We start from the raw sequence: 16,683 nt of genomic DNA, 5'->3' as shown, positions 1-16,683 counted from the left end.
AGAGTGACGGGACATTTTAGGAGGAACCATTCATGGTATCAGTAAACGATTTAAAAACAGGATTAACGATTAAGACTTCAGACGGTATGATTTGGCAAGTACTTGAATTCCAACATGTTAAACCAGGTAAAGGGGCAGCTTTCGTTCGGACGAAAATGCGTAACATCCGTAACGGAAACATCCAAGAGATGACATTCCGTGGTGGTGAGCGTGTCGAGCGTGCACACATCGAGCGTAACAAGATGCAATACCTTTACCCAATGGGCGAGACTTACGTCTTCATGGACACAGAATCGTATGAGCAATTGGAATTGACGACGGCGCAAGTCGAAGCAGCTCTTCCATACTTGCTTGAAAACATGGAAGTTCAAATCGCGGTTTACAACGGCGAAATCCTCGGTCTTGAATTACCGAACACAGTCGTCATGACGATCGTTGAAGCAGAGCCTGGCGTTAAGGGTGATACAGCTTCGAACGTCAAGAAAAATGCGACAGTGGAGACAGGTCATATCATTCAAGTCCCACTCTTCATCGAAGCAGGCGAAAAAGTAACGGTTGATACACGTACAGGTGATTTCACAGGTCGTTACAACGGATAATATTGAAACGACAAGACGTCTCTCACCTTCTATCAGGTCGAGAGACGTCTTTTTTCATTCAGCTTGACTTGCATCCAATGGTATGACCAGTTAATATAAGTATTTGAGTAGGCATTAGCACCTGGTATAATAATTGTGAATACAGCATAGATGGGGGAAGAATGACAGATGAAAATCGATCAGTTGAAACAAGTACTCGAAATGCTCGATCAGTCGAGTGTAAATGAACTCTCACTCGAGACGGATACGTATAAATTAAAGTTGAAGAAACAAGGAGAAACAGTGACGGTCTCGCATCAAGCACCTGCTGCTCCAGTGGCGGCGCCTGCTCCTGTGAAGCAAGCGGCAGCACCAGTCGAGGAAGAGGCGACTGCGGATGATACGGTCACGATCAATGCCTTGATGGTCGGAACGTTTTATTCGCGTCCGAATCCAGATAAACCGGCATACGTCAAAGTCGGTGATCAGATTGAAGTGGGTCAGATCGTTTGTGTCCTTGAAGCAATGAAACTCTTCAATAACTTAAACTCGGAAGTATCTGGAACGGTCGTCGAGATTCTTGTCGCCGATGGAGATCTCGTTGAATTTGGTCAACCACTCTTCCGGATCCGTCCGTAAACGGGGGTGAACAGCATGGAAAAATTATTGATTGCCAACCGTGGAGAAATCGCCGTCCGCATCATTCGAGCGGCAAAGGAACTTGGAATACAAACCGTTGCTGTCTACTCGACAGCGGATAAAGAAGCCCTACACGTTCGTTTAGCCGATGAGGCGTACTGCATCGGTGAGGCGAGTTCTGCTTCATCCTACTTAAACGTTACGAATATCCTTGCGATCGCAACGAACCGTCAAGTGACGATGATCCATCCGGGTTATGGTTTCTTAGCCGAGAACGTCGATTTTGCTGAGATGTGTGAAGCGTGCGGGATCAAGTTCGTTGGTCCGACGTCGGATGCGATCCGTCAGATGGGAATCAAGGACGTTGCGAAGAAAACGATGATCGAGTGTGGTGTGCCTGTCGTACCTGGTTCAGATGGAACGGTCACGGACGAAGAAGCGGTCGCACTGGCGCAAGAAATTGGTTATCCGGTCATCATCAAAGCAACAGCAGGTGGTGGAGGTAAAGGGATTCGGGTCGCTCGTTCGGAAGAAGAGCTGATCAACGGGCTAAGTGAGACACGCCGTGAAGCAAAACAAGCTTTCGGAAACGGGGATGTCTATTTAGAACGTTTCATCGAAGAATTCCGCCATGTCGAGGTACAGGTCCTCGCTGACCGTCACGGGAATGTCATTCACCTCGGTGAACGGGATTGTACCGTCCAGCGTCGGATGCAGAAACTGATCGAGGAAGCGCCATCACCTGCGGTCAGTGAAGCGACACGATTAAAAATGGGCGAGGCTGCCGTAAAAGCCGCAAAAGCGATTCAATACACGGGAGCTGGAACGATCGAATTCATCTTCGTCGAAGAGACGGAAGAGTTCTTCTTCATGGAGATGAACACGCGCATTCAAGTCGAACACCCGGTAACGGAGATGATCACTGGATTCGACCTCGTTCAAGCACAATTGCAAGTGGCGCTCGATCATCCGCTTGCCGTCAAACAAAAGGATATCAAGTTCCACGGTCATTCGATCGAATGCCGAATCAATGCCGAGGATCCAGACCATGATTTCCGTCCGTCTGCTGGACGCGTCACACAATACGTGACACCAGGCGGAATGGGTGTGCGCATCGATAGCGCGGTCTATCCAGGATATATGATTCCACCATATTATGACTCGATGGTTGCGAAGTTGATCGTCCATGCGGAAACACGGGAAGAAGCATGTGCGAAGATGGAACGTGCACTAGCTGAATTTTGGATCGAAGGTGTCAAGACGACGATCCCGTTCCACGAACGTGTTCTCAGTCACCCGGTATTCCGGCGTGGCACGTTCACGACGAAATTCGCAGAGCGTGAGCTAAAAGGTACGATCGTTAACTGAATCAGGACGGGAGTTTGTGCGACGAACTCCCGTCTTTTTTTGGCGTTCTCTATGTTTTTTAAAAGAGGAATGTGCTAAACTAACTGATTGAGAACGACAAAAAAAGGAGCACGCAAAATCATGATGAAACGACACATGGCACGCGAACTCGCAGTCCAATCTTTGTTCCAAATGGAGCTTTCGGATCTGACTGCACAAGAGGCCATTGAATTCGCGGTAGAAGGTAAGGAATATGACACATTCGTCGAGCAATTGGTGAACGGTGTCGAAACGAACAAAGCAACGATTGACCAACACATCCGAGAAGCACTGGTCAACTGGTCATTCGAACGACTCGGAAACATCGAGCGGACGATTCTTCGCTTAGCCGTCTACGAATTGTTATTCGAAACGAACATTCCAGTTCGAGTGACGATCAACGAAGCGATTGAATTGACGAAGGCGTTTGCTGACGAAGAAGCGACAAAAATCGTGAACGGTGTTCTCGGTAAGGTCGCACAAGGCGTCGTCAAAGAAAATTCATAAACTTGTAAAACCGAATAGAGACAAACAGACAGAAGAGTGAATCGAACTTTTTGGGGGAGTGGACAAATCATGGCAGTAGTAATCGATGGAAAACAGGTAGCCCATTCATATCGTATGAAGCTGAAAGAAGAAGTCGCACGTCTGAAAGAACAGCGGATTCAACCGCAATTGACTGTCATCCTGATTGGCGAAGATCCTGCTAGTCAGTCCTATGTACGTGGTAAAGAAAAGGCGGCGAAGGAAATCGGCATGGATTCGGAGTTGATCCGACTTCCGGCAGAAACAACGGAATCAGAGCTTCTTCACTTGATCGACCGTCTGAACGTTGATGCGAGTGTCCATGGGATTCTCGTCCAATTGCCGTTGCCTGACCACATTGATGAGAGTAAGGTCATTTTTGCGATTTCTCCTGAAAAGGACGTCGATGGTTTTCATCCTGTCTCTGTCGGGAAAATGATGATTGGTGAACCGACATTTTTACCGTGTACACCAAACGGCATTCTTCATCTCGTCAAAGAGATGAACGTACCGATTGCTGGTCAACACGTCGTTGTCGTCGGTCGTAGCCAAATCGTCGGTAAACCCGTCGGTATGTTGTTCTTGAATGAATCGGCTACCGTTTCCTATTGTCATTCCAAGACAAAAGATCTCGGTGCGATGACGCGTCAAGCGGATATCTTGATCGTCGCAGTCGGCGTACCGAAGCTGATTACGGCGGATATGGTGAAACCGGATGCTGTCGTCATTGACGTTGGTGTCAACCGTGTCGATGGCAAACTCGTCGGTGATGTCGAGTTTGATACGGTACAAGACGTTGCATCGATGATTACACCTGTTCCGGGTGGCGTTGGTCCGATGACGATCACGATGCTACTGCATAACACGATCGAGGCTGCGCGATGAGCGAACCTCTTCACGTTTCCGATTTAGTCCACTATGTCAAACGTGAACTAGAAGGCGACGCCCTTCTGCAACAAGTCCAGGTGGTGGGAGAAGTGTCGAACTTTAAACGACACTCTTCCGGTCACCTTTATTTTACGTTGAAGGACGAGCAGTCACGGATGAAAGCCGTCATGTTTGCCCGGGATGCGAGTCGAGTCAAAGCAGACGTTCGCGATGGGATGCGAGTCGTCGTCACCGCGCGCTTATCCGTTTACGTCTCTTCTGGGGAGATGCAACTCTATGTCGAACGGATGACGGAAGACGGTGTAGGAGCGTTATATGAGGCGTTCTCACGCTTGAAGGTGGATCTTGAAGAGCGTGGTTGGTTTGATCCAGCAATCAAACAATCGTTGCCAGCTTTTCCAGAGCGCATCGGAATCATCACGTCGCCAAAAGGAGCAGCGCTTCATGATATCGCAACGACACTCCGGCGCCGTTATCCGCAAGCGGCCATCGTCTTCGCTCCGGTCCTTGTACAGGGAGCGGACGCGGCACCACAAATCAGTCGTGCCATTCAGCTGATGAATGAGCATGATGCCTGTGATGTGTTGATCATTGGTCGTGGTGGTGGTTCGATCGAGGAGCTGTGGGCATTCAATGAGATGTCTGTCGTGACAGCCGTGTTTGAATCACGCATTCCGATCGTCTCTGCCGTCGGGCACGAAACGGATTTTACGATCAGTGATTTCGTCGCCGACGTTCGTGCGGCTACACCAACGGCAGCGGCAGAACTCGTCACTCCGGAAGCAGAGGCACTATCTCGACGGGTGCAGGATGTGAAGCGTCGTTTAGAACGAACGTATGCACAACTCCTCAAAAGTAAACAAGAGCAAGTGACACGGCTTGCCGCGAGCTACGGTCTGAAATCACCACGCGTCCTACTCGGACTGAAGCAGGAACAATTGGACCGAGCAGAGATGGCACTCCAAAAGGAGATCAAGCAAGTAGTAGCGCAACACCAGCAACAGGTGGAGCGTCTTGACACACGCTTAATGCGTGTGCCGATGCGGGACCGCTTCGTGCAACAACGGGCGACGATTGAACAATCACGACGTCGACTCGAAATCGTTCGTCGACTTTTACAATCGAAGCAACAACAGGTGCGTCATGTGCTCGCGCGACTCGACTCCGTCAGTCCGACGCATGTTCTGATGCGCGGCTATACGTATGTCGAACAGGATGGACAAATCGTCCGTTCCGCGAAGGCATTGACAGCGTCTTCGTTCGATATCCGATTCCATGATGGAACGATTCGTGCTAAACGAGAGGATGGGGAGTAAGAATGGAGACGGAACAATCTTTTGAAGAAGCACTGGAACGATTAGAAGAAATCGTCACGTTACTCGAAGAGGGCGAAGCTCCTCTTGAACAAGCGATGGCTCTATATGAAGAAGGCGTCAAACTGACGGCTCTTTGCCAAGGAAAGTTATCCGTTGCTGAGAAAAAACTCGATCAAATCCTGGAGCAAGATGGTACGCTTCGGGAAAAAGGAGGAGCGCAATGATTGCTTTGAATGAGTGGAAGACACAAGTCGAAAACAAAATGGAAGAGTTCATGGAGCGACTCGACGCACCGGATCGTTTACGCGATTCGATGCGGTATTCACTCGATGCGGGTGGGAAACGAATTCGCCCAGCCTTGATTTATGCGGTACTCGATGCTTTTTCCATCGATCGTTCAAAAGGTGACGCGACTGCTGCGGCACTTGAGATGATTCATACATACTCACTGATTCACGATGATCTTCCCGCAATGGACGATGATGATTTGCGTCGAGGGCGTCCGACGAATCATATCGCTTTTGATGAAGCGACAGCGATTTTAGCAGGAGATGCCTTGCTCACGAACGCCTTCAGCTGTCTTCTTGAGACACCAGCTTCGTCAGAAGTGAAGCTTGCACTTGTCGAACGGTTAGCAGCAGCGGCTGGTGCTACGGGTATGGTCGGTGGTCAGCTCGACGATATGCTCGGTGAGCGTGGCGGCATCAATGACGTAGCGGAGCTTGAGTCGATTCACCGTCGGAAAACAGGAGCACTCCTCGTCTTTGCAGTCGAAGCGGGTGGTTTGCTTGCCTCGGTCAGCTCGACGGATCTTGAGCACTTGAAGCAATACGGTCGCCATCTCGGAATCGCATTCCAAATCCAAGATGACATCTTGGACGTGACGGGAGATGCTGAAAAAATCGGCAAACCGGTTGGTAGCGACGAAGGGAACGAAAAAGCAACGTATCCAAAATTACTGGGTCTTGAAGGAGCGAAACGCGCACTGACAGCTCAGGTGGAAGCAGCGGAACAAGCGATTGATGCATTATCAGTCGAAGCGACGACACTTAAGGAACTGCTCGACTTCGTGGTCAAGCGCGACCATTAAGCAGGACGACGCATCTGCGTCGTCTTTTTCTATGCTGACAATGGCGCTCGATAGATTGTTCTAGTACAATGTAGGGTACAAACCCTATAAGATTGTAAGGAAAAGAGGCGGTAAGGTATGAAATTGACAGAAATACAGGATCCGTCATTTTTAAAGCGTATGTCGGTCTCCGAACTCGAAGTACTCGCAGGCGATATTCGACGCTTTTTGATTGAAGAATTAGCGACGACAGGTGGACACTTGGCACCGAACCTCGGTGTCGTCGAGTTGACGCTTGCGTTGCATCGTGAATTCGACAGTCCGAATGACAAGTTCGTCTGGGATGTCGGGCACCAAGCATACGTGCATAAGATTTTGACAGGACGAGCGAGCCAGTTTGATACGCTCCGTCAGCACAAAGGACTCTGTGGGTTCCCGAAACGCAATGAGAGTGTGCATGACGTCTGGGAGACAGGACACAGCTCGACGTCCTTGTCAGCAGCAATGGGGATTGCTGTTTCGAACGAACTGAGCGGTAAGAGTGATCGTGCAGTCGCGATCATTGGTGACGGTGCTTTGACAGGTGGTATGGCACTCGAAGCATTGAATCATATTGGAGCAGAACAACAAAACGTCATCGTCATCTTAAACGATAACGAGATGTCGATTGCACCAAACGTTGGGGCGATGCATCAAATGCTTGGACGAATTCGTTCATCACGTAAAGTGCGTTTTGCCCAAGACGAGCTTGAAACGTTGATCAAAAAGATTCCGGTCATTGGCGGACGCCTTGAAAAAGGAAGCGAGAAGTTGAAGGAAGCCGTTAAAGGCGCACTTGTTCCTGGCATGTTCTTTGAAGAGCTCGGCTTCAACTATTATGGTCCAGTCGATGGGCACGATCTTGATGATTTAATCGAACAGCTCAATTACGTGAAAAAAGAAGAAGGTCCTGTCCTGCTTCATGTCATCACGAAAAAAGGGAAAGGCTATCGTCCGGCAGAGTTCGATGGCGTTGGCACGTGGCATGGTCTTGGACCGTACAAGATGGAGTCTGGCGAAGTCATCAAAGGGAAATCAAAAGCACCTAGTTACTCCTTTACGGTAGCGGATACTTTGACGAAGATGGCACGCGATGATGAAAAGCTGACGTTGATCACGCCAGCAATGAGCGTCGGTTCAAAACTCGATTGTTTTGAAAAAGAATTCCCAGAGCGGATGTTTGACGTCGGGATTGCAGAACAACATGCTGTGACATTTGCAGCTGGTCAGGCGACGCAAGGCATGAAACCTGTCGTATCGATCTACTCGACCTTCTTCCAACGTGCATACGATCAGCTTGTTCACGACGTGGCGCGTCAAAATCTAGATGTGACGTTTACGATTGACCGATCAGGTCTCGTTGGCGCAGATGGTGAAACACACCAAGGCGTCTTCGATATTGCCTTCATGCGTCACGTACCGAACATCCGGATCGTCATGGCGAAGGATGAGAACGAACTGCAACACTTGCTCTATTCGGCCGTCAAATATGAAGGGCCAATCGCCGTTCGTTTCCCACGTGGAGAAGGTATCGGTGTACCAATGGACGAGACACTGCATGAAATTTCGCTTGATACATGGGAAGTCGAACGTGAAGGAATGGACGTCGCGATCCTTGCGTTTGGACCACAAGTACAAGATGCGCTCAAAATCGCGGATCTCCTAGCAGACGAACTGTCGGTTCGTGTCATCAATGCTCGGACGATCAAACCGCTTGATGAGAAGATGCTGAATGCCCTTTACGCAGAAGGCATTCCACTCGTGACGCTCGAAGAAGCCGTCTTAAAAGGTGGATTCGGATCAGCTGTCCTTGAGCATGCGAACGAGCAGGAAGCATTCCCGCGCGTCAAACGCTTTGGTATTCCGGATTGGTATATCGAGCATGGCGGTGTGAACGAATTACTGGAAGAAATCGGATTATTACCTGGACAAATCGCAGAAGAAGTACGCGCTTTCGTCAATCAAGGAAAGAAACAGAGTGTGTGACGATTCATGGAAAATGTAAAAAAAATCCGCCTCGACGTTCTTCTCGTCGAGCGCGGTTTGTTTGAAACGCGTGAAAAAGCAAAGCGATCGATCATGGCTGGACTGGTCTTTAGTGGTACGGAACGATTAGAGAAGGCCGGTGAGAAGGTCAAGTCGGACATCGATCTGCACGTCAAAGGTCAGTTGATGCCTTATGTCGGTCGTGGAGGCTTCAAGATGGAAAAGGCACTTCAAGTATTCGATTTCGATGTCACGGGTAAAACAGGTCTCGATATTGGATCGTCAACGGGTGGCTTTACCGACTGCTCCTTACAAAATGGAGCAGCACATATGTATGCGCTGGATGTCGGTTCCAATCAGCTGGACTGGAAGCTTCGCTCGGATGACCGTGTGACGGTGATGGAGAAAACGAACTTTCGGCATGCGACACCAGACATGTTCCCTGTTGCGCCGCAGTTTGCGACGATCGATGTGTCATTCATCTCGTTACGGTTGATGCTTCCGCCGCTGAAGACGATCCTCGTCGAAGGAGGAGATGTCATGGCGCTCGTCAAGCCGCAATTCGAAGCGGGGCGTGATGATATCGGTAAAAAAGGCATCGTGCGTGATGAACGGATTCATGTCCGTGTCCTCGAGGAGATGGTCGAATTCTTCATTCAACAAGGATTCTATGTGAAACAGCTCGACTATTCGCCGATTACCGGTGGAGAGGGGAACATCGAGTTCTTATTGCATGCGCGCCTTGGTCAACCAGGACTTGATCCATCTGTCCATGCGACGGAGACAGTCAAGCAAGCACATGCTAGTCTTTAAACGAACAGATGAAAACGAGGGCGGATCCGGTTCATGGGTCCGTCCTCATTGTTGTTCGGAGCGACGAAAACCGTATAATAAAATGGCAAACGTGGACTTTTAATGATTTATTGGATTACAATAGTAACATCGAAGAATACTGTGAGGTGCAGGAATGACAAAGGGGCAACGGTTGATTAAGATTCGGGAGATCATCACCCAGTCGGAAGTAGAAACCCAAGATGAATTGGTAGAGGAATTACGGAATGCAGGATATAAGGTGACACAGGCAACGGTATCACGAGATATCAAGGAACTTCATCTCGTTAAGGTTCCGTTGAATGATGGACGTTATAAATACAGCTTACCCGCCGACCAACGCTTCAACCCACTCGGGAAATTGCGGCGTCTGCTCGGGGACAGCTTCATCTCGATTGATTCTGCTCAAAATCTGATTGTCATGCATGTCCTGCCGGGAAATGCGAATGCAGTCGCTGTCTTACTGGACCATTTGAGCTGGAACGAACTGCTTGGCACGGTGTGTGGGGACGATACGATCCTATTGATCGCACGAAGTGAGGAACAAGCAAAAGAAGTGACGGAACGAATTTTAGAAATGCTGTAAGGAGTTGACAGGATGCTAGCTGAATTATCGATCAAACAATTTGCGATCATTGACGAGCTACAGATCGACTTTAAAAAAGGAATGACCGTCTTGACTGGGGAAACAGGTGCCGGTAAATCGATCGTTCTCGACGCGATCGGATTATTGATTGGTGGACGTGGATCCGCAGAATTCGTTCGATACGGGGAAGATCGAGCGGAGCTAGAAGGATTGTTTCTGATTGAAGACGACCATCTCGTCTATGATCTCGCAGAAGAGTATGGTATCGATATCGAAGATGGATTGATCATCTTACGACGTGATCTGTTCGCGACCGGGAAAAGTGTCTGTCGCGTCAACAATAAGCTGGTCACACTGACGATCTTACGGGAGTTCGGGCGTGTCCTCGTCGACATGCACGGGCAACATGAACATCAGCATTTAATGGACAGTACGTATCATCAAGCGATTCTCGATGACTTCGCGCAAGAGACGATTGCACCGCTCCTTCAAGCCTATCAATCCGGTTATCAAGCGTATGAAGAAAAACGGATGGCGCTGCAATCGCTCGCGCAAAGTGAGCAAGAACTCGCTCAACGGATTGATCTACTATCGTTCCAGACGGAAGAGATTGAAGGCGCAAAACTTCGAGCACATGAGGAAGACGAGTTGCTCGTCGAACGAAATCGTCTCGCGAATTTCGAGAAGCTATATGCGTCGTTAAAGACAGCGTACGATGCTTTGCATGATGAGATGCGCGGCATCGACTCTGTCGGAGACGCGATGCGTGAATTACAACAAGCATCAAGCATCGACGAACAGTTTTCGCAGCAGAGTGACGCGATCGCAAGCGCTTTTTATGGACTCGAAGAAGTCGGGTATGCGATTCGAGATCAACTCGAAACACTTGAGTTTGATTCCAATCGACTCGATGAGATTGAACAACGTTTATCCGTCTTTCAACAACTGAAACGAAAATACGGGGCGACGATCGAGGAAGTCATCGCGTATGGGGAGAAGATTCGAGTTGAACTCGATACGATGACGAATCGAGATGAACGGATTGAACGCTTAAAAGCCGAAGTCGAACAGCTCGAAGGCGAATTGTTTGAGATAGGTGGGCGTCTCTCGCAACAGCGTCGAAAAGCGGCCGTTCAATTAAGCGAAGCGATTCATCTGGAGTTGCGTGAGCTCTACATGGAAAAAGCACGGTTTGAAATTCGTTTTCTTCAAGACGGGAAGACACCGATGCTACGCAAGAACGGAATCGACCAAGTGGAGTTCTTCATCATGACGAATGCGGGAGAGCCATTCAAGTCGCTCGGAAAAGTTGCATCGGGCGGGGAGTTATCTCGTATCATGCTCGGATTGAAGTCAATCTTCTCGCGCTCGGTCGGAGTTGCTTCAATCATTTTCGATGAAGTCGATACAGGAGTATCGGGTCGTGTCGCACAAGCGATGGCTGAAAAAATCTATCGTTTATCGGTAGACGGACAAGTGCTTTGTATTACGCACTTACCGCAAGTCGCTTCGATGGCCGATCAACATCTCTATATTCGGAAAATCGAGGAGACGGATCGTACGACGACACAGGTCAACGTCTTGTCTCAGTCAGATCGAGGAAACGAACTAGGACGGATGATTTCCGGTGCACATATGACGGATTTGACGTTACGCCATGCCGAGGAATTGATGGATCAGGCGAAGACGATGAAAGAATCGCTTAAAAATGGGGTGTAAGGATTGATTAAAGTCGGGATAGCAGATGATAATCGCGAAATGGTCGAACTGATTCGCCAGCATATCTCTGCGCAAGAAGACATGGAAGTCGTTTGCGTCGCCTACAATGGCGAGAGTTGTCTCGAACGTATGAAAGAACACGAAGTGGATGTATTGCTCCTCGACATCATCATGCCTCATTTAGATGGGCTTGGTGTTCTCGAAGAATTGATGAAGAAAAAGAAGAACCCTGCTGTCATCATGTTGAGTGCCTTCGGTAAAGACGAGGTCTCGCAACAGGCGGTCACCCTCGGAGCATCGTACTTCTTACTTAAACCGTTCAGCATGGATCAGCTCGTTCAAAAAATTCGTCTCGTGACGAATCAAGGACAAGCACCGATCGTCGAAACGATTGATTTAAAAGTCGGTACGACACTTCGAGAAGTGGGGATTGCTCCGCATATTAAAGGCTTCACGTATTTGAAGGACGCTGTCTTAATGGTGCTTGAACGGGAAGATTTACTCGGATTGATCACAAAGGAACTCTATCCGACGATCGCGAAGAAACACCAAACGACGGCTTCTCGTGTCGAACGAGCGATGCGTCACGCCATCAAGTCCGCCTGGAACGAAGGGATGCAACAGCACGAGCTCTTCAATGGCCGAATCGAACAAGAGAAAAGTCCGAAGAACTCGGAATTCATCTCGTATGTTTCGAGTCATATGAATCAAGAACAATCTGGTTAAAGGAAACACACCGTCTGAATGATAGACGGTGTGTTTTTAGTTCCTATCCCGTTCATAGCAAGCGATCAATACGCCGTTATCAAACGTGTGTCGTTTCGTGACATTCCAAGTGATGGGCGTCATTCCGTTGTCGGGAAATAGACGTTTACCAGAACCGATGATGACGGGATAGAGGATCAATCGAAGTTCATCGATCAGATCGGCTTGATAAAGCGTATGAACGAGTTGACTACTCCCCCAGACGTGAAGTGGTGGTCCGTCCTGTTGTTTCAAGCGTGTTAGTTCAGAAGTTGGTTGATTCAAATAAATCGTCGGCTGCCAAAGAATAGGTGGTGTATGACGCGTAGCAACATACTTCATGGCATGATCAGCAACTGGCCAGATATCTGGGTGGAGTGGCCAGTAACTCGACCATTGCTCGTATGTTTTGCGACCGAGTAACAGGGAGCAATCCTCTTGCATCCATTCACGGATGACCTGACCAATCTCAGGATGTTGAAATGGAGCAGTCCATCCCCCTTGTTCGAAGTCGTTGCTCACATCCTCATTCTTTCCGCTCGGTGCTTGAATGACACCGTCTAACGATAGATGTTCGAATACGATGATTTTTCGCATGAAAGGTCTCCTTTCGATTACGATCTGCTTATAGCATACCGTAAAGCTAAAAATATATAAAAGCGCTTGCAAATAAATATTGCATAAACTGAAATGTTTGTTATAATAAAGGTACCAAATGATTTGGCAAGACGTCAGATGAACGTCGAGTCGACAAGGACTCCGGAAATCCTGTTGATGAACATCATCTCAGAACGCCAACTGTAAATGGCTCAAGAATGCCGGACGACATTCTCTTGGTAGAAGTCGTACCAAGGTATCTTGTTCATTCTAGATGGGAAATCTCGAATGAATGGGAGCTTCCATGATTTCGAAGCTAGGGAAAAGTGGAAGGTAACGGATCGTCTAAAATGAAAAGTACAGTTCGTGAAAAGGAGTGTTGTCTAGCAGTGATTGTTAGCAACCGAATGTTTGACTGCTTCAAGCGGATGACATTACGCTCCACCTAGGTCCCGAGTACAGTCAGATGATGGAACTGAAACACCATTCTATCGTTAGCCCGATAGCCAGATCTGATTTCTTTCTACCTCTTCATTAAGAGGAACACCTAAGGTTTTGGAGTACACGAATAGTTCTAACTATGAGAGGAGTTCATCCGTAAGTGAAACCAATTTTATACGAGTAAAAGGTCCCGCGCTTGAAATGAGTTCAAGAGATGGGGACCTTTTTCTGTGTTCATTTTTTTTGATAGCGGTCGGAGACTTTTCCACGTTTTCGATCGCGATAAAAGACATATCCTGCGACAAATCCAATGCCACCCATCGCAAGAACCAAACCAACGAGACCTTGCAGTACATATACGTAAGCCGCATCGCCTAAGTATTTAAATGGCACTTGCGCAATTAGAAAAACACTATCACGCATGAGCTTAATACCAATCGCGCCGATGATGCCGGGGATTAATAATGAGAGCAAACCAATGATACGCATAGGACGCCACTCCTTTCCAAGCGTATTGTATCAAAAAATCGATCGTTCTGCGAATCGGGTTTGCTTCCCTATTTTATTCCGAGTACGATAGAAATGTAAGCAGTTTCAAAGGGGGAATTCATATGCATCATCTACTCGTCGTCGGGGCTGGTCAAGGGGGAACAGAAGTCCTACATGCGTTTCAACGTTCACCATTATTAACGGTCATCGGTCTCGTCGATCCAAACATGGAGGCGCCTGGGGTGGCGCTTGCACGGCGTGCGGACATTCGGATCGAAACGAATTGGTCAGCTTTTGAAGGAGCTGATGTCGATTTCATCATTGACGCTACAGGAGAAACTGGCGTACTTGAGCAATTGATTCATGATTTTCCGGGAGCAGCGGTCTTACCGGGTGAATTCGTCAGAGTGTTGCTTGAGCGATTGACTGAAAAAGAGAAAATGCTCGAAGCAATCATTCATTGTACGAGCGAGGCGATTTCCGTCGCCGATCAAGACGGACAGACGATGCTGATCAATCCAGCATATACGCGTATGACCGGTTTCACGGAGCGAGACGTTGTCGGAAAACCGGCAAGTGCCGATATCGGAATGCAGGAATCCGTTCATTTGAAAGTCTTGAATACGGGCGAGAACGTGCGGGATGTTCGCATGAAGATCGGGCAAGATCAACGTGATATCATCGTCAATGCGGCACCCGTCATCGTCGATGGACAAGTCCGTGGTTCCGTTGGGGTCATTCGGGATATTTCAGAAATGAAGGCACTCGCCAAAGAATTGAAGGCAGCGCGACAAAAAATCCGGACGCTCGAAGCCAAATATACTTTTGACGATATCATCGCTGAGAGTGAAGCGATGCGCTTCGTCGTCGATCAAGCAAAGCTTGCGGCAACGATGCCCGTCAACGTCTTGATTCGCGGTGAATCCGGAACCGGCAAGGAACTGTTTGCACATGCGATCCATGCAGCGAGCGAACGTAAATATGAACAATTCGTCCGCGTCAACTGTGCGGCAATCGCACCGACGTTACTCGAAAGTGAACTATTCGGCTACGAGGAAGGCGCGTTCTCAGGAGCGCGACGTGGTGGGAAGCGGGGATATTTCGAAGAAGCACATGGAGGTTCGCTATTCTTAGATGAGATTGGCGAACTACCACTCGACGTCCAGGCCAAACTATTACGGGTGTTACAGGAAAATGAAGTCGTTCGCGTCGGTGGGACGAAGGCGATTCCAGTCGATGTCCGGATTATCGCGGCGACGAATGCGAATCTAGAGCAAAAGATCATCATGAATGAGTTCCGAGAAGATCTCTACTACCGGATCAATCGTTTACCGATTCACATACCGGCACTACGTGAGCGACCGGATGATATCGCACCATTGACCTTACACTTACTCCGTAAATTGAATCAAAGTTATGGACGATCGGTCGGACGGATCTCAGATGATGTACTCGAAGCAATGAAGAAGCAACCGTGGAAAGGAAATGTCCGCGAGCTTGAAAATGTCATCGGTCGCGCGTTGATTTTTACGGATAAAACAGAAACCGTCTTGCGAAAAGGTCATCTTCAGCTTGTCGTGCCACAAACAACGAAAGTCACGACGAGACAGAAAAAGGAAATCAAGCATCTATCGGACGAGATGTCACACGTCGAAGAACGGTTGATTCGGGAAGCGCTTACTGCCTTTAATGGCAACAAAACAGAAGCGGCGAAACAACTCGGAATTTCTCTTCGGGCACTTTATTACAAAGTGGAACGATTTAACATCTATTCGTGAAGCGCAAATTTTTGCGTGCAATATATTGCAAAAAATGCAAAAGCGTGCAAAATTAAAGACGTTCTTGCTTAACCTACCGTCTCTTTTGAATTGGCACGAAAATTGCTATTACTATTTATGTATGACAGGTGAGGGGGGAATACGGTGAGATTCAGTGAAATGGTCGAGCAGGCAGCTCGACTCGAAGATTCCGTCGTTGCGATTGCAGCTGCGGATGACGAAGAAGTGATGGATGCTGTCGCATTAGCAATTGAGAACGATTTAGCGCGTTTTCATTTGTTCGGGGATGCGACACGGATTCAGCAGATGATTCAAAAGCGAGCATTACGAGAGTCACAGTTCGTGATCACTCATACTTCTACATCGCAAGAAGCGGCAGAACGTGCTGCTCATGCCGTTCGCAAGGGGGATGCGAGCGTCTTGATGAAAGGTCTTGTTCCGACAGCTACGTTCATGAAAGCTGTCTTGAACAAAGAAACGGGTTTGCGTTCAGGGAATGTCTTGTCGCATGTCGCCTTGTTCGAAGTACCGGGGCGTGAATCAGCGATCGGATTAACCGATGCAGCGATTCACATCCAACCGACACTCGAAGACAAAGTGAAGATCATCGAAAACGGTGTCTCCGCCTTACGAGCGCTTGGATACGGCTTACCGAAAGTCGCAGTCTTAGCAGCTGTCGAAGTCGTCAATCCGACGATGCAGGCGACGATTGATGCCGCACTTTTGACACAGATGAACCGACGTGGTCAAATCAAGGATTGCCTTGTAGACGGACCACTCGCACTCGACAATGCCGTAAATCTCGTCGCTGCCCAGCAAAAAGGATTGACGGGAGATGTAGCAGGTCAGGCGGATTTACTCGTCGTTCCGCAAATCGAAGTCGGAAACGTCATCTACAAATCACTCATGTATTTCGCACATGCCTCGGTTGCGGCGATTCTCGTCGGAGCGCGGGCGCCAGTCGTTTTGACTAGCCGTGCCGATACAGCAGAAGCAAAAATGTACTCACTAGCCTTTGCGCTATTAAATGCCCAACAGACGAAAAAAGTAAAACAAACAATTTGAGGAGGAA

17 protein-coding genes are annotated in these 16,683 nt (G+C 48.5%); 15 read left to right on the top strand and 2 right to left on the bottom strand.

Annotated elements, in window-relative coordinates; all coding sequences use genetic code 11:
- The first annotated feature begins 32 nt into the window (after nucleotides 1–32).
- The 13 genes from efp to spo0A all read left to right on the top strand — a co-directional run bounded on the left by efp (nucleotide 33) and on the right by spo0A (nucleotide 12,288).
- Nucleotides 33–599 (top strand): elongation factor P, encoded by a 567-nt coding sequence (gene efp, locus AYO36_RS09755; protein WP_023467577.1) that lies wholly within the window; start codon nucleotides 33–35, stop codon nucleotides 597–599.
- 168 nt (nucleotides 600–767) lie between these two features.
- Complete coding sequence (gene accB, locus AYO36_RS09750) at nucleotides 768–1,217, top strand: acetyl-CoA carboxylase biotin carboxyl carrier protein (RefSeq protein WP_029341092.1); 450 nt, start codon at nucleotides 768–770, stop codon at nucleotides 1,215–1,217.
- A gap of 15 nt (nucleotides 1,218–1,232) precedes the next feature.
- On the top strand, nucleotides 1,233–2,585 hold the full coding sequence (accC, locus tag AYO36_RS09745) for an acetyl-CoA carboxylase biotin carboxylase subunit (RefSeq protein ID WP_035409099.1): 1,353 nt from the start codon (nucleotides 1,233–1,235) through the stop codon (nucleotides 2,583–2,585).
- A 120-nt stretch (nucleotides 2,586–2,705) separates the two neighbouring features.
- Nucleotides 2,706–3,110, top strand: a complete 405-nt coding sequence (gene nusB, locus AYO36_RS09740) for a transcription antitermination factor NusB (protein ID WP_023467580.1) — start codon at nucleotides 2,706–2,708, stop codon at nucleotides 3,108–3,110.
- 69 nt (nucleotides 3,111–3,179) lie between these two features.
- Nucleotides 3,180–4,013 (top strand): bifunctional methylenetetrahydrofolate dehydrogenase/methenyltetrahydrofolate cyclohydrolase FolD, encoded by an 834-nt coding sequence (folD, locus tag AYO36_RS09735; protein ID WP_082627410.1) that lies wholly within the window; start codon nucleotides 3,180–3,182, stop codon nucleotides 4,011–4,013.
- Entirely contained in the window at nucleotides 4,010–5,332 is a 1,323-nt protein-coding gene (gene xseA, locus AYO36_RS09730) for an exodeoxyribonuclease VII large subunit (protein WP_058265110.1), read from the top strand. Before folD ends, xseA begins: the two co-directional genes overlap by 4 nt.
- 2 nt (nucleotides 5,333–5,334) lie before the next feature.
- Nucleotides 5,335–5,556, top strand: coding sequence for an exodeoxyribonuclease VII small subunit (xseB, locus tag AYO36_RS09725; RefSeq protein ID WP_023467583.1), 222 nt, complete (start codon nucleotides 5,335–5,337; stop codon nucleotides 5,554–5,556).
- The gene (locus AYO36_RS09720; protein ID WP_064300285.1) at nucleotides 5,553–6,422 is read left to right on the top strand and encodes a polyprenyl synthetase family protein; all 870 of its coding nucleotides are present in this window, start codon (nucleotides 5,553–5,555) and stop codon (nucleotides 6,420–6,422) included. Before xseB ends, AYO36_RS09720 begins: the two co-directional genes overlap by 4 nt.
- A 117-nt stretch (nucleotides 6,423–6,539) precedes the next feature.
- Nucleotides 6,540–8,426: a 1-deoxy-D-xylulose-5-phosphate synthase gene (gene dxs, locus AYO36_RS09715; RefSeq protein WP_064300284.1), complete on the top strand. Its 1,887-nt coding sequence runs from the start codon at nucleotides 6,540–6,542 to the stop codon at nucleotides 8,424–8,426.
- A gap of 6 nt (nucleotides 8,427–8,432) precedes the next feature.
- A complete protein-coding gene (locus AYO36_RS09710; RefSeq protein WP_064300283.1) occupies nucleotides 8,433–9,239 on the top strand; it encodes a TlyA family RNA methyltransferase in 807 nt (268 codons plus the stop codon).
- Nucleotides 9,240–9,393: 154 nt separating this feature from the next.
- Entirely contained in the window at nucleotides 9,394–9,843 is a 450-nt protein-coding gene (ahrC, locus tag AYO36_RS09705; protein WP_023467586.1) for a transcriptional regulator AhrC/ArgR, read from the top strand.
- Nucleotides 9,844–9,855: 12 nt separating this feature from the next.
- Nucleotides 9,856–11,562, top strand: coding sequence for a DNA repair protein RecN (gene recN / locus AYO36_RS09700; RefSeq protein ID WP_064300282.1), 1,707 nt, complete (start codon nucleotides 9,856–9,858; stop codon nucleotides 11,560–11,562).
- Between the two features lie 3 nt (nucleotides 11,563–11,565).
- The gene (gene spo0A, locus AYO36_RS09695; protein WP_035398295.1) at nucleotides 11,566–12,288 is read left to right on the top strand and encodes a sporulation transcription factor Spo0A; all 723 of its coding nucleotides are present in this window, start codon (nucleotides 11,566–11,568) and stop codon (nucleotides 12,286–12,288) included.
- Nucleotides 12,289–12,324: 36 nt separating this feature from the next.
- Here the strand turns inward: spo0A and AYO36_RS09690 are convergent, their stop codons facing one another.
- Together AYO36_RS09690 and AYO36_RS09685 are read right to left on the bottom strand one after the other, a co-directional pair.
- Nucleotides 12,325–12,903, bottom strand: coding sequence for a dihydrofolate reductase family protein (locus AYO36_RS09690; RefSeq protein WP_064300281.1), 579 nt, complete (start codon nucleotides 12,901–12,903; stop codon nucleotides 12,325–12,327).
- A gap of 675 nt (nucleotides 12,904–13,578) precedes the next feature.
- Nucleotides 13,579–13,833, bottom strand: coding sequence for a DUF2627 family protein (locus AYO36_RS09685; RefSeq protein ID WP_058265115.1), 255 nt, complete (start codon nucleotides 13,831–13,833; stop codon nucleotides 13,579–13,581).
- A gap of 122 nt (nucleotides 13,834–13,955) precedes the next feature.
- Here AYO36_RS09685 and AYO36_RS09680 point away from each other — a divergent pair, with 122 nt between their 5' ends.
- Together AYO36_RS09680 and yqiS are read left to right on the top strand one after the other, a co-directional pair.
- The gene (locus AYO36_RS09680; RefSeq protein WP_058704307.1) at nucleotides 13,956–15,611 is read left to right on the top strand and encodes a sigma 54-interacting transcriptional regulator; all 1,656 of its coding nucleotides are present in this window, start codon (nucleotides 13,956–13,958) and stop codon (nucleotides 15,609–15,611) included.
- Nucleotides 15,612–15,755: 144 nt separating this feature from the next.
- Nucleotides 15,756–16,676: a phosphate butyryltransferase gene (gene yqiS / locus AYO36_RS09675; RefSeq protein ID WP_041255026.1), complete on the top strand. Its 921-nt coding sequence runs from the start codon at nucleotides 15,756–15,758 to the stop codon at nucleotides 16,674–16,676.
- The last annotated feature ends 7 nt before the right edge of the window (nucleotides 16,677–16,683 follow it).

Origin of the sequence: Exiguobacterium sp. KKBO11, from assembly GCF_001644945.1 — a bacterium.
Taxonomy (GTDB): domain Bacteria; phylum Bacillota; class Bacilli; order Exiguobacteriales; family Exiguobacteriaceae; genus Exiguobacterium_A; species Exiguobacterium_A abrahamii.
Note: the sequence above shows the minus strand (reverse complement) of the source record. Positions and strands in the feature narration are given on the sequence as shown.

Excerpts from the sequence above, each read along its gene's own strand:
- efp (WP_023467577.1), top strand. The coding sequence starts at position 33 with ATGGTATCAGTAAACGATTTAAAAACAGGATTAACGATTAAGACTTCA.
- nusB (WP_023467580.1), top strand. The coding sequence starts at position 2,706 with ATGATGAAACGACACATGGCACGCGAACTCGCAGTCCAATCTTTGTTC.
- xseB (WP_023467583.1), top strand. The coding sequence starts at position 5,335 with ATGGAGACGGAACAATCTTTTGAAGAAGCACTGGAACGATTAGAAGAA.
- accB (WP_029341092.1), top strand. The coding sequence starts at position 768 with ATGAAAATCGATCAGTTGAAACAAGTACTCGAAATGCTCGATCAGTCG.
- accC (WP_035409099.1), top strand. The coding sequence starts at position 1,233 with ATGGAAAAATTATTGATTGCCAACCGTGGAGAAATCGCCGTCCGCATC.
- folD (WP_082627410.1), top strand. The coding sequence starts at position 3,180 with ATGGCAGTAGTAATCGATGGAAAACAGGTAGCCCATTCATATCGTATG.
- AYO36_RS09690 (WP_064300281.1), bottom strand. The coding sequence starts at position 12,903 with ATGCGAAAAATCATCGTATTCGAACATCTATCGTTAGACGGTGTCATT.
- AYO36_RS09680 (WP_058704307.1), top strand. The coding sequence starts at position 13,956 with ATGCATCATCTACTCGTCGTCGGGGCTGGTCAAGGGGGAACAGAAGTC.
- dxs (WP_064300284.1), top strand. The coding sequence starts at position 6,540 with ATGAAATTGACAGAAATACAGGATCCGTCATTTTTAAAGCGTATGTCG.
- ahrC (WP_023467586.1), top strand. The coding sequence starts at position 9,394 with ATGACAAAGGGGCAACGGTTGATTAAGATTCGGGAGATCATCACCCAG.
- recN (WP_064300282.1), top strand. The coding sequence starts at position 9,856 with ATGCTAGCTGAATTATCGATCAAACAATTTGCGATCATTGACGAGCTA.
- xseA (WP_058265110.1), top strand. The coding sequence starts at position 4,010 with ATGAGCGAACCTCTTCACGTTTCCGATTTAGTCCACTATGTCAAACGT.
- AYO36_RS09720 (WP_064300285.1), top strand. The coding sequence starts at position 5,553 with ATGATTGCTTTGAATGAGTGGAAGACACAAGTCGAAAACAAAATGGAA.
- AYO36_RS09710 (WP_064300283.1), top strand. The coding sequence starts at position 8,433 with ATGGAAAATGTAAAAAAAATCCGCCTCGACGTTCTTCTCGTCGAGCGC.
- AYO36_RS09685 (WP_058265115.1), bottom strand. The coding sequence starts at position 13,833 with ATGCGTATCATTGGTTTGCTCTCATTATTAATCCCCGGCATCATCGGC.